The sequence below is a fragment of the Collinsella sp. AF08-23 genome (genome assembly GCF_003479805.1).
Classification (GTDB): Bacteria; Actinomycetota; Coriobacteriia; order Coriobacteriales; family Coriobacteriaceae; genus Collinsella.
Genome location: NZ_QUHV01000001.1, coordinates 1 through 16,627, shown reverse-complemented (window position 1 = coordinate 16,627; position 16,627 = coordinate 1). Strand labels below are relative to the sequence as shown.

The following is a 16,627-nucleotide window of genomic DNA, read 5'->3' as shown; positions in this document are numbered from 1 at the left end:
CCTTACCGGCTGGCGTCCGAGCGCCAATCCGCAGCAACCAACGCCTTGCCGATCCATGGGCATCCCCAACATAGATTGCTTCACTGTACGGATTCACGTTGGTGCGCGTGAAGGAGAAATCCACTCGGATTATGCATCTTCTATTCGATTTTATTCATTTTCTATTGGTTTTTTCAGAAAGATACCAGCTTTGTTGTTATGCATATACAAATGTGCATTTGACACTGAGGGTCTTTCGCCCCCCAATTGTTTAACCCACTAGACAGGAAGGCATTCTAGGGGCTTTCTTCCGATTTTTCTGATTCCCGCCACATTTATGTGAAATGGCAGACGGACGGAATACATCGGTAAACGGCGCACCTTATGGAAGAGCGGTGCTTCAGAAGGAAGCGAGAAGAGAGCTCGAAGGGTCGACCATGGCGAGTTGCAAATAACGCGCGCCGGATAAGACACCGGCGCGCGCTTCTCGTACACGACTAACGCACTTCGACCGTAAGGTTCTCCCGCACGTGGACACGACCATCGGCGAGCATTTGCACCACCTCGGGATACAAAACATGCTCGATGGCGTGGATGTGCTCTTCGAGGGTATCGACGTCCCAGCCCTCCTCGACCACGAGCGCACGCTGGGCGATGATCGGGCCCATATCGTACACCGCGTTGGCAATGTGCACCGTAACGCCCGTCACCTTGACACCGCGATCGAACGCGTCCTGGATACCATGGGCACCCTGGAAACTGGGAAGTAGGGCGGGGTGGATGTTGATCACTCGATCAGGGAACGTGACGAGCAGTGGTGCATGCACCATGCGCATATAGCCCGCCATGATCACGTATTCGCAACCGGCAGCCAGAAGCTCGTGCGCGATGACTTCATCCGCCTGGATGGGGTCGGCATAGGTCTCCTTGGAGAGCGTGAGGGTCTGAATACCCGCAGCCTCGGCGCGCTTGAGGCCGTACGCGGAAGGACGACTCGCCACCACGAGCTTGATCTCCGCGTTGAGCTCGCCGGCATCGATTGCGTCAATAAGCGCCTGGAGGTTGGTGCCCGAGCCCGAGAGCAGCACACCAATGGGCAACGGGGCACGGTCCGCCTGGTCCTGCGCGGCGCGTTCGTCTTGCAGCTCGTTGATACCGGGTCGCGCATGCGAAGCGGCGGTATTTCCGGCATCCACTTCGCGCTCTGCGGCATCGCCAAAAAACGCGTCGCTCGGAAGCGCCTCGGGGGCGAGGGCCGCCTCCTCGATGAGGCGACGGTACTCGTCGGCGGCCGCCTGGGCCTCGTCCCTACTGCTCATCTGCGTACTTCACCTCGCCGGAGCCCGCAACGCAGGTGCCCACGCGGAAGGGCTTCTCGCCCATGGCGACGAGGGCCTCGGTGACTGCGGCCTCATCCTCGGCAGAGACGATGAGCATCAGGCCGACGCCCATGTTGAAGGTCTTGCAGGCCTCGTTGGGCGCGAGCTCCGCATGCTCGGAGATGTAAGTGATGACCGGAGGAACGTCCCAACCCATCTTGGCACCGTCGCGCAGCACGAGGGCGTCAACGTCCTTGGGCAGGGCGCGGTTAAGGTTCTCGGTGATGCCGCCGCCGGTGATGTGGGCGACGGCGTGCACATGCTTGCCGGCCTCGCCGCGGAGCAGCTCGAGGATGGGCTTGACGTAAATGCGGGTGGGAGCCAGCAGCGCGTCGGCGAGGAGGACGCCGGGCGCGACCTCGATGGTCTCGAGCTCAGCCTTCTTGGCCTCTGCCTCGGGCGTGCCCGGCACGATGCCGTCGACGCCGATGACCTTGCGCACGAGCGAGTAGCCGTTGGAGTGGACACCCGTGGACGGCAAGCCGATGATGACATCGCCCTCGCGCACGTTGGCTGGATCGATCATCTTGGGGCGGTCGACGACGCCGACGGTGAAGCCAGCGAGGTCGTAGTCGTCCGGACGCATGACGCCGGGGTGCTCGGCCATCTCGCCGCCCACGAGCGCGCAGCCTGCGAGCTTGCAGCCATCGGCGACGCCCTTGACGATCTTGGCCATGTGCTCAGCCTCGATGTGGCCGATGGCGACATAGTCGAGGAAGAACAGGGGCTCGGCGCCGGAGGCGAGGATGTCGTTCACGCACATGGCGACAAGATCCTGGCCCACAGTCTCGTGACGGTCGAGGATCTGGGCGAGCACGAGCTTGGTGCCCACGCCGTCCGTGCCGGAGATGAGGATCGGATCCTCCATGTCCTTGAGCGCCGCGGCGGAGAATAGGCCGCCAAAGCCGCCGATACCGCCAATGACCTCGGGGCGGTTGGTCTCCGCGACCATCTGCTTGATCGCATCGACCGCGCGGCCGCCCTCGGCGGTGTCGACGCCGGCGTCCTCGTACGTAACGTGCTTGCTCTCGGCCATGTGAGGTTCCTTTCGACCCAGGGAATTCCTAGTACAGCATGATAGCAGGGCACAGCCCGCATCGACCAAACCCCTCAATTGGGAGCGGATGCGGCCAGTCGCGGGCGCCTCGTTGCAGGGCCGCGCGTGTAACGTCGAAAAAATCGCGATTGAAGCGCGTCATTTTCGACGTTACACGCGCGCACCCGTTCTATTCGCATTACGCGTGACGCGTGCCAAAGGGACACGTCCCCAATTGGCACGCGACGGCACGCCTCGTCTTAGCCCTCGTGCGCCTCTTCCCAACTGCGGTCCTCGGCCTTATCAACAACGCACGTCTCGGTCACGAGCTCGGGCTTGGTCAGGTTGCGCGGCACGTATCCCTTGATGAACTTCTCGCGACCGAAGCTCTCGGGAATCGCGACCGGATACTCACCGGTGAAGCAAGCGGTGCAGTAACCCGCCTTGGGTACGCATTCGAGCAAAGCGTCCACAGACAAGAATGCGAGCGTGTCGGCGCCGATGAACTCGCAGACCTCCTCGACCGACTTGGTCGCGGAGATGAGCTGGCTCTGCTCGCCGGTGTCCACGCCGTAGAAGCACGGCCAGATATCCTCCGGGCAGTTGATGCGGATGTGAATCTCCTTGGCGCCCGCCTGGCGCAGCATGCGGACAAGCTGGACCATGGTGGTGCCGCGCACGATCGAGTCGTCCACGACAACGATGCGCTTGCCCTCGATCACATCGCGCAGAGGATTGAGCTTGAGGCGCACGCCCATGGCTCGCAGCTCCTGCGTGGGCTCAATGAACGTGCGGGCAACGTAGCGGTTCTTGATAAGGCCGGTGCCGTAGGGGATGCCGCTCTCGAAGGCGTACCCCTCGGCGGAGGGCAGGCCGGAGTCGGGCGTGCCGATGACCATGTCGGCTTCAACGGGGCACTCGAGCGCCAGTTTGCGACCCATATCGTAGCGGCAGGCATAGATGGACTTGCCATCCACGATGGAATCGGGACGGGCGAAGTACACCTGCTCGAAGATGCAGTGGGCGCTCTTCTCGGCGGCAGGGACACCCTGCTCGGACACGAGACCCTCGGCGCTGATGCGCAAGATCTCGCCGGGACGGATATCGCGCACGTACTCGGCGCCGATGATGTCGAGCGCGCAGGTCTCGGAGGCAACGACCCAGCCTGCGGTGGAGGCGAGCACCTCATCGCCCACCAAGTCCTCGGCGGACGCGGCATCACTCGGCAGCGCGGAGGCCGCGGCGGCGGCATCGGCGGCGGCGAGGCCCTCGTCGCTGGTCAGACGGCCGAGCACCAGCGGACGAACACCGTGCGGATCGCGGAAGGCGTACAGTGCCTCCTCGTTGATAAGCGCCATGGCGTAGCCGCCGCGAATGAGCTCCATCGTCTTGCGGATACCCTCGCGCAGGTGATGCGTCTCCTGCGTGAAGTAGCCGATGAGCTTGACTGCGACCTCGGAGTCGGAATTTGAGTTGAAGGGAACGCCGAGCTCGATGAGCTGACGGCGCAGCTCGTCGGTGTTGACAAGGGTGCCATTATGGGCAAGGGCGACGATGACCTCCCCGATAGTGGCAAGGTGGGGCTGCGATGCCTCCCAACTCTTAGCGCCGGCGGTGCCGTAGCGCACGTGACCCACAGCGAGCTGACCGGGCAGCGAGCAAATGTCGGCGTTGGAGAAAACGCGGCTCACCAGGCCCAGGTCCTTGCGGACCATGACGGTTCCGCCATCGCCCACGGCGATGCCGGCGGATTCCTGGCCGCGGTGCTGCAGAGCGCGCAGGCCGAAATAGGTGAGACGGGCGACGTCGCGGTCGGGCGCCCAAACGCCGAACACGCCGCACTCGTCGTGCGGATGATCGGTGTCGGAATCGAACGCGGTGAATTCGGACAGGTTGGTGTCGAGAGACATGCGGCTTCCCCTCTGGATACCATGCGCGGTCATACGTTGGGAATTATACGCTCGCAAAGCGTTCTGCCTGCGCGCACGCCGAAACGACATGGCTTCGCGACTCAAATCCCATTCATTCAAATCCCATTCATGGCCTCAATTTAGCGCCTGTCCCTCAATTGAGGTCGCGGCGGTATGGTGAAACGGGGCGTTTTGGAACGAACAGCGGCACCACGGGCGCACTCCCGCATGATTCACCATACAATGGCGGTATTACACCCGCTATCCCACGAGGTGGACATGGACGAGCAGAACGCACCGCGCCCAACGGCAGTCCCGCGCGGAGTCTCCGAGGGCACGCACCAGCGACCCGGTCGCAAGCACATGGGCATCGCAACCAGCGACCCCACCTATCTGCCGCCCGTCGACAACCCTCGAGCACCTGCGAGCAATCGCGCGACGCACATACCCAGACGCAAGGCATCGCTTGGAAAGGGTGGTTCCGCCCAGGCGAGTGGCGGCACGGCACGCACGGGCGGATACATCCCGCCGAGCACTCCCACGCTGCAGGTTCGCGGGCGCGGCGGCGAGCAGGGCCTCGGCCAGCCGAGCAGCTATATTTCTCAGCCTAAAAAAGGGCGATCCATCTTCGTGTCCCGGCATGATCGCGCACGCAAACGCGTGCAGCTCCTCCTGCTCATCTTGATACTTGCCGCCATCGCCCTCGCCCTGTTCTGGTTCTTCGTTCTTCGATAGCGCCATTGACCGCCATGACCAACGCCAACGAACCCTATGTGTACGCCGACAGTGCGGCAACCACACCGCTCTCGCCCCGTGCGCTTGAGGCGATGATGCCGTACCTGACCACGAAGTTCGGCAACCCAAGCGGGATCCATCGCATGGCGCGCGAGACGGCCAGCGCGCTCGACGGAGCACGCAACGACATGGCGCGCCTCCTTGGGGCGGCGAACGCGTCGGACATCTACTTCACGAGCGGCGGATCCGAGTCGGACAACTGGATACTACGCGGCGCCGTGCAGCGCTACCGGGACCTCTACGGAGCGGCTACGCCCGTTCGGATTGTCACGAGCGCCATCGAGCACCATGCGATCCTCCACTGCTGCGAGGCGCTCGAGCGGGAAGGCGTCCAGGTGACGTACCTGCCCGTTGATCGCCAGGGGCTCGTGCACGCCGAGGACCTCGAAGAGGCACTCACCGCCAACGAACGCGCCGCCGCATGCGGTATCGAGGCTCCCGGATTCGCCGCGGCTCCCGGGCACACCACTGCCTCCGCGGGTGGCGATGCCCCTGGACTCGCCACCCCGCCCGCCACTGCCTTGGTCTCGATCATGCTTGCGAACAACGAGGTCGGCACCATCGAACCCATCCGCGAGCTCGCCGCCGTTGCCCACGCCCACGGTGCTCCCTTCCACACCGATGCGGTGCAGGCCGTGGGGCACATCCCCGTCGACGTACAAGAACTGGGCATCGACGCCCTTTCGCTCTCCGCGCACAAGTTCCACGGCCCACGTGGCGTTGGGGCGCTCTATCTGCGCAAGGGCTTCTCCATTCCACCGCTCATCACCGGCGGGGCCCAGGAACGCGGTGAGCGCGCCGGTACCGAGAACGTCGCAGGCATCGTGGGCATGGTCACCGCCCTCGAGGAAGCGTGCGAAACGCTCCGGTCCGACATCCTGCGCATCTCATCCTTACGCAATGAGCTCATTCGCCACCTTCTCGGCGAGGTCGAGGACATGGCCCTCACCGGCACGCCAATCAAATACGCCTCAGCCGATGGCACGAAAACCCCGTGCACCCCGGCCTGCGATGCGTCAGCTCTCCCGGACCGCAATGCACCAGTCTCCCGCGCCACAGATGGCGGCGCGACCGGTGAACCCAGCGCTGCCTCCGACGGAGAGGCCCTAGACCGCTCTCCCTCAATCGGCCGTCTCCCCTCGATCGCATCCTTCACCTGCGACGACGTTGACGGCGAGCTCCTCGTGGTCCTGCTCGACCGGGCAGGCGTCGCGGCGGCAACCGGTTCTGCCTGTTCCACCGGCTCAACCGAACCTTCGCACGTACTCACTGCCATGGGGATTCCCGCGCAGCGCGCCCGCGGTGCGCTGCGCCTTTCGCTCGCGAGCGACATCACCGCCGAGGACGTCACCCTCCTCAGCAAGCGTATCCCCGCCTGCATCCGCAAAGCGCGCCTCATCAGCTCCATACGGTAAAGGGCGGTGGTCGAAAGCGCGGTTGCCGAACGGGCAGCTGTCGGACGACGGCCCTCCGTCCATCAGCTCGCCCATCAACCCGCTCTCATCATCGGACTTCACAGCCCCTCGCGATCGGCATGGCCACGCCGACCGCCAAGTTCGATGAGGTTTTTCGTATCAATTTTGCAATTCCGCGAGTACAAGGTAATTTCAGCTGAGTCCGACCTGCGTTTTTCATTGCAAACCATGTCTGCTACCAACCGAAATTAAAAATCAATACGAAAAACCTCACCCAACTCGCGCTCGGCGCGTCTCAACCGCCCGCCACGCGCCCCAAGCGCAGCCGAACATCAAAAGACGGACCGCCCGCAAAAGCGAGCGGCCCGTCTTCAGCTCCAGGACACGCGCGAAAACGCATGTATAAAACGCACCCGTCCCTAATTGCACATCACTGCGCGCTAGGACAGCAGCTTGCGGCCATCTTCCTCGATTGCGGCAATGAGTGCATCGGCGGCCGCGGCGTCCTCGCCCTTGGCAAAGATGTAGAGCTTGATCTTGGGCTCGGTGCCGGAGGGACGCACGATGGCCTTGTTGCCGCCCTCGAGGTCGAACTCGATAACGTCGGCCTTGGGCAGGCCATTCACGCAGTTCGCGTAGTCCACGACCGCCTCGACCTTGGCGCCGGCGATCTCAGAGGGGGCCTCAGCGCGCAGGGCTTTCATGATGCCGGTCATCTTGGCGGCGCCGTCGGCGCCGGGATAGCTCAGCGAGACGGTCTTGTTGTGATAGTAGCCGTACTTCTCATACAGCGCGCGCATGGCCTGAACCAGGTTGAGGCCCTGCAGTTTGTAGTACTGGGCCATCTGGCAGATGAGCATGGAGGCATTGACGGCGTCCTTGTCGCGCACGTGGTCGCCGGACAGATAGCCGTAGCTCTCCTCGAAGCCAAAGATGAAGCGGTCGACCTCGCCGGCGTCGGACAGGCCGGTGATGATGTCGCCGATGTACTTGAAGCCGGTAAGGCAGCGGCGCAGCTCAAAGCCGTACTCCTCGGCCAGCGCGTCAACCATGGCAGAGGACACGATGGTGGTGACGGCGACCTTGCGGGAGAGATCCTCGCCACGCTCGGCGCGCATCTTGCAGATGTAGTCGAGCAGCAGGACGCCCATCTCGTTGCCGGTCAGCAACGTGTAGTCGTCACCATCGGCGCAGGCCACGCCCACACGATCGGCGTCGGGGTCGGTCGCGAGTAGCAAGTCGGGCTTGACCTCCTGGCACAGATCGATGCCCTTCTGCATGGCCTCGCGGATCTCGGGGTTGGGATACGGGCAGGTGGGGAAGTCGCCGTCCGGGTCGCGCTGCTCGGGGACCACGGTGATGTCGGTCACGCCAACCTTGTTGAGGACGGTAGTGACCGGAATCAGACCCGTGCCGTTGAGCGGCGTGTACACGAGCTTGAGCGGGGCGTTGGCGATCTGCTCGGGCGTGAGGTTGTTCACGGACTTGGCGGCCACGGCGTCGTAGTAGGCGTCCAGCACCTCGTCGCCGATCCACTTGACCAGGCCCTGCTCGACGGCGGCATCGAAGTCCATGGTCTTGACGTCATGGAACGGGTCACACGCGTTCATGGCGGCGGAGATGGCGTCAGCGGCCTCAGAGGTGATCTGGCAGCCGTCGGGGCCGTAGGCCTTGTAGCCGTTGTAGGCGGCGGGGTTGTGGCTCGCGGTCATGCAGATGCCGCCGGAGCACTCGAGGTAGCGGGTGGCCCAGGAGAGCGTGGGCACCGGGGAGATCTTGGGGTAGACGTAGGAGGTCACGCCGTTCGCCGCGAGGATGGCAGCGGTGGTCTTAACGAACAGCTCGCCATTGTTGCGGCTATCGCGCGCGATAGCGACCGTGGGGTTCTCGAAGTTCTTCACCAGGTAGTCGGCGAAGCCCTGCGTGGCGCGGCCGACGGTGTAGATGTTCATGCGGTTGGTGCCGGCCCCCAGCGTGCCGCGCAAGCCCGCAGTGCCGAATGCGAGGTCCTGGAAGAACGCATCGGTGATCGCGCTCTCGTCGCCCGCCTCCTTCATCGCCTTCAGCTCGGCGAGAAGCCCTTCATCAGTGACATTCTCGATCCACGTGGCGAGAAGCTCATGCACATCAGCCATGGTCTTACCTTTCCCAATCCAACTTACCGTGCGGCGCCCGCCCAAAACGGACGCGGATATCTGCATCATACGCCCTCATGCCGCCAGGCGTGGCAAATTCCCCGAGTCGCAAGCGGAATATTCGGTGAGGGGTCAAAAGGGCAAATGGCGCGATTTTCCCAACTCACATCTAGCCCAAATGCAAGATGAACATTTGTAAAACTCCTACGTACCTTATCGGGAATTGACCTATCCTGTTGAGCCGTACGCTGGTCCATAAGTCCGCGGAAAGGAATTGAATCATGACCAAACTCTATCAGCGTGAAGGCGCGTACATTCCGCGCGTGGCGGCCGTGCACGACATGTGCGGTTACGGCAAGTGCTCACTCGGCGTGGCGATCCCCGTGCTCAGTGCGGCGGGCGTCGACGTCTGCCCGGTGCCCACGGCCCTCTTTAGCGCCCACACCAAGTTCCCCGTCTTCCACATGCACGACACCACCGACATGCTCGAGGCCTACCTCGACGCCTGGCGCGAGGAGAACGTGGAGCTCGACGGCGTGTATTCGGGCTTCCTTGGCTCGGCCGAGCAGGTCGCCGTCATCCAGCGCCTGTACCGCGAGTACCCGAACGCCCTGCGCATCGTCGACCCCGTCATGGGCGACGGTGGCGTGAAGTACCCCACCTACACCGACGAGTTGTGCAAGGCCATGGCCGCGCTCGTCGACGGTGCCGACGTCCTCACACCCAACCTCACCGAGGCGTCCATCCTCACGGGCATCCCCTACGAGGGTCAGGACGTCTCCATTGAGTTCGTGCAGAAAAACGCCAGCGCCCTACTCGACATGGGCGCCAAGACCGTCGTCATCAAGGGCGTCGTGCACGAGGGCGAGCCCATCATCCGCAACTACATCGCGAGCGCAGCCGACGGCGGCGCCGTGGAGGAGGTCTCCAGTGAGCTTCTCCCCTACATGCTCCATGGCACGGGTGACCTGTTCGCCAGCGCGCTAACCGCCGCCATCTACACCGGCCGTACCACGCGCGAGGCCGTTGAGTTCGCGGGCGACCTCGTCCGCGACGCCATGCGTGTGACCGTTGAGCAGCCCGATTTCGAGATGCGCGGCGTCTCCTTCGAGCCCACCCTCGGCAAGGTCGCAGCTCTGCTGGGCTAAGCCCGCGTGCGCCGCACCCGCGGTGCACCCCTGGGTGTGCCAAAGGGGCACGTCCCCAATTGGCACGCCAAATGCCCCGGACCGGACTGGCACGGCCGACGCCGCGGCCCGCTCCCTACTCCGCCAACAGGGCGTCTTTGTCGCGCAGGGTGAGTTCCTCGTCGATCTCGCTCTGCGTGGCGCCGGGGTTCTCCGTGAGCGAGCTCACCGAATTCACCTGCTCCTGAATAGCCTCGGCAAGGTCGTCATCCATACCGATGATCTTGAGCTCCCAGTCGATGTTCGTCGGCGTGCTCGACTGCGACTTGGTCCACACAAACGTGAGCATCGCGCGACGCGTTCCACGCGCGGGAACAAAGCCGAACAGGCTATCGTGCTGATACGCGCCTTTGCTATCCACAAGCGCGTACACGTTGTAGACAACACGGTTGATCTTATCGTTGAGCAGCGCGTTGGTCGCCAAGGCGCTCGCCTGAATCTGCGAGTTCGACAGAATCTCAAGCTCGTTGCGCGAATCCGTGTCCACCACGGAGACCTCGACCGCTCCGGTCTTCTCGCTCGCCTCATCCACCGTGAAATCGTCGGGAAACTGCGTGAAGCCGTTACCCCACTCCACGCCCGATTCCATTGCGTGCGAGACCGTGTCGACGTTGGTGCGCTCGGACAGGTTCGCCGTGTTCAGGCGCCTGCTCACGCCGTACACGATCTGCATGCCCATCACAAACACGAATACGCCCAGGATAACCGCAATGGCAGTGCGGGAAATCGCCTTACTTACCTGCGAGCCCGACGGATCTTGCTCTGACAGCGGGTCGATTTTGCCGGCACGCGCCTGCGAGCGCTCGTGGTCGGCGGCATCGCGCTCAGCTTCCGCGGCCTCGCCCGCCGTCCGTCGCGCGAGCAGCCGACGCTTGAGCCTCCCCTCGCGCGCTGCTGCTCGATTGGGATCGAGTACGCCAGAGGAATCGAGTTCGGAAAAAAGCTCCTCCGCCTCGTCGGGTGTCATATTGTGCTTGCTGCTCATCGCCTACCTCACGTCGCGCGCCCGCGTGCCCTCAAACTGCATCCGATAGTAACGGGCATACGTACCGCCGCGCGCGAGAAGCTCGTCGTGCGTGCCGCGCTCCACAACGCGACCATGCTCAACCGTCGCGATTTCATCCGCGTTTTTAATGGTGGAGAGACGGTGCGCGATGATGATCGTGGTGCGGTCGGCAGCAAGGCGCTCGAGAGATTCCTGAACGGCCTCCTCGCTCTCGTTGTCGAGGGCAGAGGTCGCCTCGTCCAAGATTAGGATCGCGGGGTTCTTGAGGAACACGCGCGCAATGGCCACGCGCTGCTTCTGGCCTCCGGAAAGGCGACTGCCGCGCTCTCCCACCAGCGTGTCGTATCCCTCAGGCAAGCTGGCAATGAAATCATGGATGTTCGCTTTACGCGCCGCGTCCTCGATCTCCTTGTCCGTCGCGCCCGGGCGGCCGTAGGCGATGTTCTCGCGCAGCGTGCCGTCGAACAGATAGACGTCCTGCTGCACCAAACCGATGGCGCGGCGCAGGCTCTTTTGCGTCACCGAGCGCACGTCCTGGCCGTCAATGGAAATCGAACCGGACGTCACATCGTAAAAACGCGGAAGCAGCGAACACGTGGTGGACTTACCGCCACCGGAGGGCCCCACGAGCGCGATCGTCTCGCCCGGGCGAATGCTGAGGCTCATGTGGTCGATGACCGGTCGCTCGCGCTCGGCGCCGTCCTCTCCGATCTCGGCGTCGGGGTAGGAGAAGCAGACGTCGCGATACTCGATGGCGCCCTGGCGTACCTGCAGCTCGGTAGCACCGGGCCTATCCTGGATGTCGGGGGCTGTCTGCAGCACTTCGTCCATGCGGTGGAAACCTGCGGCGGCCTTCTGGAAGTTCTCCGTGGAGTTCACGAGCGTCTCGATGGGTGTGGCGAACAGCGAGATGTACAGCGCGAACGTCGCCATGTCGACGGCCGTCATCTGCCCCTGAGCCACCAGATAGCCGCCGAGCACCACGATGGTCACGTACAGCACGCCAGTCATGAGCGCGCTGGTGGCCTGGTAACTTCCCATCACGTGGTACTGCGCGACCTTGGAGTCGAGATAACGGTCGTTGGAGGCGCGGAACTTGGCGCGCTCCGTTTCCTCGTTGGCAAACGACTTCACCACGCGCATCCCGGCGAGCGAGTCTTGGAGCTGCGCATTCACGTCGGAAATGCGATGGCGGTTGTCGGCGAACACGGCGCGCATATGGAAGTTCTGGCGCACCATGATCACAACGAACACGGCGGTGATGAGTGCCATCGCGCCCGCCAGCACCGGAGAAATGGTGAAGAGGATCACGAAGGCGCCGATGATCTCGATACCGCAGATGATGATCCACTCGGGCACGTGGTGCGCCGCCTCGCAGATGTCGAACAGGTCGTTGACCACGCGGCTCATCATGTCGCCGGAGTTGTGGGCGTCGAAATAGGCGAAGCTGAATCGCTCGTACTGGTCGAACAGCTCCTCGCGCATACGCGACTCCATGCGGGCGCCCATGATGTGGCCCTGCGCCGACACGAAGTACCGGCACGCGCAGCGAATCGCGTAGAGAATGATGAGGCCAGCGGCGATATACCCCAGCGCGCCCATAATGGCGGCCTGCCCCTCGGTGAACAGCCCGTTGGTCAGGCCGCGCAGGATGCTCGGAAACGCCAAGTCAATGCCAGCAAGCACCAGTGCACACAGCGTGTCCGCAATAAAAAGCCCCTTCTCGGGCCCATAATAGGAAAGAAACCGTTTGAACATAGGCAAAGCCCTCAACAAACCCTTCACTCTAGCAAACCCGACCGTCCCACGGGCGCTCTCCCCCGCGCCGCAATCTCGCCGAGCAGGTCAACGCAGGTGGCGGGGGAGGGTTTTTGCGCCTGGGCGATTCCGCAGGAACGAGGACCAGCCCAGGTGTAAATACCCTCCCCCGCCGCCGGCCAGCTACAGCCGATGCGAGATCGCGTCGCAGGCGAGCGCGCCCACGACGGTCTTTGCGTCCTCGATCTTGCCGTCGAGCACCGCATCGATGAGCTCCGCAAGCGGCACCAGGTCCACGTTCACGAACTCGTCGTCATCCGGGTGCGCGCCGGCAAACGTGAGTCCCGTGGCCATGTAGATGTGAATGACCTCATCGCAAAAGCCGGGCGTGGTCGCAATCGTGGTGAGGTACTGAATGCGCGATGCCTTAAAGCCTGTTTCTTCAAGCAGCTCGCGCTTTGCGCATTCGATCGGGTCCTCGCCCGGATCGAGCTTTCCGGCGGGTATCTCAACCGTCACGCGATCAATCGCCGTGCGATACTGACGCACCAGCACAATCTTGCCGCTTGAGGTGAGCGCAACCACGGCGGAGGCACCCGGATGCCGAACCAGATCGCGACCAGCGATGCGCCCGTTCGGCAGCTCGACCTGAGCGCTGCGCACATCGAGGAACTTGCCCTTCCAGGCCTGCTCCTCCGAGAGGATGCGCTCGTGCAGCCCAGCATCGCGCGGATCGTCGTCGCCGAGCACCAAGGCGGGCTCGGTCTGCTCCATCTCGTTAGCCTCCGCTTCAACGACCTCGGCTTCGAACTCCTCGTTCCGCCCTTCGTCCATCATCGTCATCCTCCTACTTGCATCTTTGAAATGAGAGGTAGGAATGTCGAAAAAACGTCGAAATTTGACGCCGATTTTCGACATTCCTACCCTCTTCGTCCCATGAGAGCGGTCAGCGCAAAGTACGGCGACCCTATGCGTCCCAGGCGTCGCGGCCGCGCAGGGCGCGCAGACCGATGTCGTGACGAAGCGTCTTGCCCTCGAAGTCGATCTTATCGCAGGCAGCGTACGCCAAGTCGCGGGCGGCCTCAAAGGTGTCGCCCAACGCCGTCACGTCGAGCACGCGGCCGCCCGAGGTCACGAGCTCGCCGGCGTCGGTCATGGCGGTGCCGGCGTGGTACACGGTCACGTTCTCCATGGCCTCGGCATCCTCGATACCGGTGATGGCCTTGCCCTTTTCGTACGAACCGGGGTAGCCGGCGCTCGTGAGAACCACGGAGACGGCCCACTCGTCGCGCCACTCAAGCTCGATCTCATCCAAACGACGCTCGGCGCAGGCCAGCATGACCTCGACCAGGTCGCTCTTAAGGCGCGGCATGAGGACCTCAGTCTCGGGGTCGCCAAAGCGCGCGTTGTACTCGATCACCTTGGGGCCCTGGGGCGTGAGCATGAAGCCGCCGTACAGGCAGCCACGATAGTCGATGCCCTCACGCTGCGTGGCGGCGATGGTCTCCTCGAGGATGCGGCACATCTCGGCATGCTCCTCGGGCGTCACGATCGGCACCGGGCTGTACACGCCCATGCCGCCGGTATTGGGGCCCAAATCGCCCTCGAGGGCGCGCTTGTGGTCCTGCGAGGTGGCCATGGGGCGAACCGTCTTGCCGTCGGTGAAGGCCAGCAACGTGCACTCGGGGCCGGTGAGCATCTCCTCAATGACCACGGTGCTGCCCGCGTCGCCAAAGGCGCCGTCGAAGCACCCGTGCACGGCGTTCAGCGCCTCGTCGAGTGTGAGCGCCACCACGACGCCCTTGCCTGCCGCAAGGCCATCGGCCTTCACGACCACCGGGGCGCCCTGCTCGCGCACGTACGCAAGTGCCTCATCCTCGCTGGTAAAGGAGCCGTACGCCGCTGTGGGAATGCCGGCGCGGGCCATGAGCTCCTTGGAGAAGCGCTTGGAGCCCTCAAGCTGAGCACCCTCGGCACCCGGGCCAAAGCACGGGATGCCAGCTGCGCGCACCGCGTCGGCGACGCCCACCACGAGCGGAGCCTCGGGGCCAATGACGACCAAGCCGCAGCCGGTCTCGCGGGCGAAGTCCGCCACGGCGGCGGGGTCCTCGGCATCAAGCGCCACGTTCTCGCCCACGGCAAGCGTTCCGCCATTGCCCGGGGCGATGTACAGGGTGCCGCAAAGCGGGGACTCGGCAAGCTTCGCCGCCAGGGCGTGCTCGCGACCGCCGCTGCCGAGCAGCAGGATGTCGATAGTGTTCTCGGTTGCGCTCATGCGTCCTCCTTATGCACGAACGGGCCCCAAACGGAGCCCGCTCAAAATTAACTCAACCAGAGATGTATCTCAGGTCCGAGGTAACGGGCTTTCCAGGTGCCGAAGATCGGGGTGAACGAGGAGGGAGCACGCCTAGCGTGCGGCGACCGACGAGTGAACCCCGAGCTTCGGGTGGCTGGGAAGTCCGTTACCAGTCGCGGACGATGGTCTGTTCACGATCCGGGCCCACGGCAACGAACGAGATCTTGCAGCCGGCGAGCTTCTCGATGTAGGCCACATAATCCCGCGCTGCTTGGGGCAGCTCATCGAACGTACGGCATCCGGTGATGTCGCACTTCCAACCGGGCAGCTCCTCATACACCGGCACGGCGCTCGCGAACGCGGCGGCGTGCTCGGGTACGCTCGTGTAACGAACGCCGTCGCAGTCGTAGGCCACGCAGACCTTGATGGTGTCGAACTCGGACAGCACATCGAGCTTGGTGAGGGCGATGTCGGTCAGGCCGTTCACACGCGTGGCATAGCGGGCAATCACGCCGTCGAACCAGCCGCAACGACGGCGGCGGCCGGTGGTCACGCCGTACTCGTAGCCGACCTCGGTAAGAGTGCGGCCCTCTTGGCTCGTCTCATAGTCGAGCTCGGTGGGCATGGGGCCGGAGCCCACGCGGGTGATGTATGCCTTCATGATACCCAGCACGCGGTCGATGTTCTTCATGCCCACGCCGGAGCCCGTCACGGCACCACCAGCGGTGCAGTTGGACGAGGTCACAAACGGGTACGTGCCGTGGTCGATATCGAGCAGCGTGGCCTGCGCGCCCTCGAACAGAATGGTCTTGCCCTGCTCGACCAGATCGTTGAGCAACAGTCCCGTCTCGCAGATGTAGGGACGCAGGCGCTCGGCCATGGGGAGGTAGGTCTCGGAAATCTGGTCAACCGTGTAGGTGGGCAGGTTGAAGATGCGCTCGAGCTGAGGATTCACGCGGTCGAGAACCGCGGACAGCCTGGACCGGAACGTCTCCTCGTCCAGCAGGTCCTGCATACGGATGCCGATGCGCGCCATCTTGTCCTGATAGCACGGGCCGATACCGCGCTTGGTGGTCCCGATGCTGTTCTTGCCGAGCAGCTCCTCGTACGCGCCGTCGAGGTCGATGTGATAGGGCATGATCACGTGCGCGTTGCCGGAGACCTTGAGGTTGGCGGTGGAGATGCCATCGCCCTCGAACATGTCGATCTCCTCAAGCAGGACCGCGGGGTTCACCACGCAGCCATTGCCGATGACCGAAATGCATTCGGGATACATGATGCCCGAGGGAACCTGGTGAAGGCCGTACTTCTTATCGCCCACCACGATGGTGTGACCGGCGTTGTTGCCGCCCTGATAGCGAACGACGCAATCGAACTCGGGAGCGATCAAGTCGCAGATCTTGCCCTTGCCCTCGTCGCCCCACTGGGTTCCCACCAACACTGTTGACGGCATGACTACTCCTCATTCCGTGCGCGCGGAGGCTTGATCCGCACGAGTCGTCTTGTACGCCGGGGGTTTATCCGGCACGGCCGGGCAAAATCGACCCAGCGTTCCCATTATAGGCGTACTACGGCCCCGCGCCGCCAGCGATGCGGCACGGGGCCTCATTCCACCATTACTCAATAGGGCTAGACACGCCCCCTGCCGGCGAACACGCTGCGACACGTCTGCGACAAAATGTCGCAGACGTGGGGGGTGTTCCTATAGTTTTGTCAACTGGGAAATGCTCT

The 16,627-nt window shown here is 63.5% G+C and carries 12 protein-coding genes; 3 read left to right on the top strand and 9 right to left on the bottom strand.

The window, feature by feature from the left end; all coding sequences use genetic code 11:
• Nucleotides 1-476: 476 nt before the first annotated feature.
• The 3 genes from purN to DWV48_RS00050 all read right to left on the bottom strand — a co-directional run bounded on the left by purN (nt 477) and on the right by DWV48_RS00050 (nt 4,304).
• Nucleotides 477-1,133 (bottom strand): phosphoribosylglycinamide formyltransferase, encoded by a 657-nt coding sequence (gene purN, locus DWV48_RS00060; RefSeq protein ID WP_233546015.1) that lies wholly within the window; start codon nt 1,131-1,133, stop codon nt 477-479.
• A 154-nt stretch (nt 1,134-1,287) separates the two neighbouring features.
• Nucleotides 1,288-2,394, bottom strand: a complete 1,107-nt coding sequence (purM, locus tag DWV48_RS00055; protein ID WP_118652174.1) for a phosphoribosylformylglycinamidine cyclo-ligase — start codon at nt 2,392-2,394, stop codon at nt 1,288-1,290.
• A 260-nt stretch (nt 2,395-2,654) separates the two neighbouring features.
• A complete protein-coding gene (locus DWV48_RS00050) occupies nt 2,655-4,304 on the bottom strand; it encodes an amidophosphoribosyltransferase (RefSeq protein WP_118652171.1) in 1,650 nt (549 codons plus the stop codon).
• A gap of 279 nt (nt 4,305-4,583) precedes the next feature.
• Here DWV48_RS00050 and DWV48_RS00045 point away from each other — a divergent pair, with 279 nt between their 5' ends.
• Together DWV48_RS00045 and DWV48_RS00040 are read left to right on the top strand one after the other, a co-directional pair.
• On the top strand, nt 4,584-5,039 hold the full coding sequence (locus tag DWV48_RS00045; protein WP_118652168.1) for a hypothetical protein: 456 nt from the start codon (nt 4,584-4,586) through the stop codon (nt 5,037-5,039).
• 14 nt (nt 5,040-5,053) lie between these two features.
• Complete coding sequence (locus DWV48_RS00040) at nt 5,054-6,514, top strand: cysteine desulfurase family protein (RefSeq protein WP_118652165.1); 1,461 nt, start codon at nt 5,054-5,056, stop codon at nt 6,512-6,514.
• A gap of 440 nt (nt 6,515-6,954) precedes the next feature.
• On the opposite strand, the gene DWV48_RS00035 is transcribed toward DWV48_RS00040, so the two are convergent.
• Nucleotides 6,955-8,649 carry a phospho-sugar mutase gene (locus DWV48_RS00035; RefSeq protein WP_118652162.1) on the bottom strand — a complete coding sequence of 565 codons (1,695 nt, stop codon included), beginning with the start codon at nt 8,647-8,649 and terminating at the stop codon, nt 6,955-6,957.
• 281 nt (nt 8,650-8,930) lie between these two features.
• Here DWV48_RS00035 and DWV48_RS00030 point away from each other — a divergent pair, with 281 nt between their 5' ends.
• Nucleotides 8,931-9,797: a bifunctional hydroxymethylpyrimidine kinase/phosphomethylpyrimidine kinase gene (locus DWV48_RS00030; protein WP_118652159.1), complete on the top strand. Its 867-nt coding sequence runs from the start codon at nt 8,931-8,933 to the stop codon at nt 9,795-9,797.
• Nucleotides 9,798-9,912: 115 nt separating this feature from the next.
• Here DWV48_RS00030 and DWV48_RS00025 read toward each other — a convergent pair whose 3' ends face one another.
• From DWV48_RS00025 to DWV48_RS00005, 5 genes are all read right to left on the bottom strand, one after another.
• A complete protein-coding gene (locus DWV48_RS00025; RefSeq protein ID WP_118652156.1) occupies nt 9,913-10,821 on the bottom strand; it encodes a hypothetical protein in 909 nt (302 codons plus the stop codon).
• 3 nt (nt 10,822-10,824) lie between these two features.
• Nucleotides 10,825-12,600, bottom strand: coding sequence for an ABC transporter ATP-binding protein (locus DWV48_RS00020; RefSeq protein WP_118652154.1), 1,776 nt, complete (start codon nt 12,598-12,600; stop codon nt 10,825-10,827).
• A 183-nt stretch (nt 12,601-12,783) separates the two neighbouring features.
• Nucleotides 12,784-13,443: an NUDIX domain-containing protein gene (locus DWV48_RS00015; protein WP_369834756.1), complete on the bottom strand. Its 660-nt coding sequence runs from the start codon at nt 13,441-13,443 to the stop codon at nt 12,784-12,786.
• 124 nt (nt 13,444-13,567) lie between these two features.
• On the bottom strand, nt 13,568-14,875 hold the full coding sequence (gene purD, locus DWV48_RS00010) for a phosphoribosylamine--glycine ligase (protein WP_118652152.1): 1,308 nt from the start codon (nt 14,873-14,875) through the stop codon (nt 13,568-13,570).
• A gap of 187 nt (nt 14,876-15,062) precedes the next feature.
• A complete protein-coding gene (locus tag DWV48_RS00005; protein WP_118652150.1) occupies nt 15,063-16,349 on the bottom strand; it encodes an adenylosuccinate synthase in 1,287 nt (428 codons plus the stop codon).
• Nucleotides 16,350-16,627: the final 278 nt, after the last annotated feature.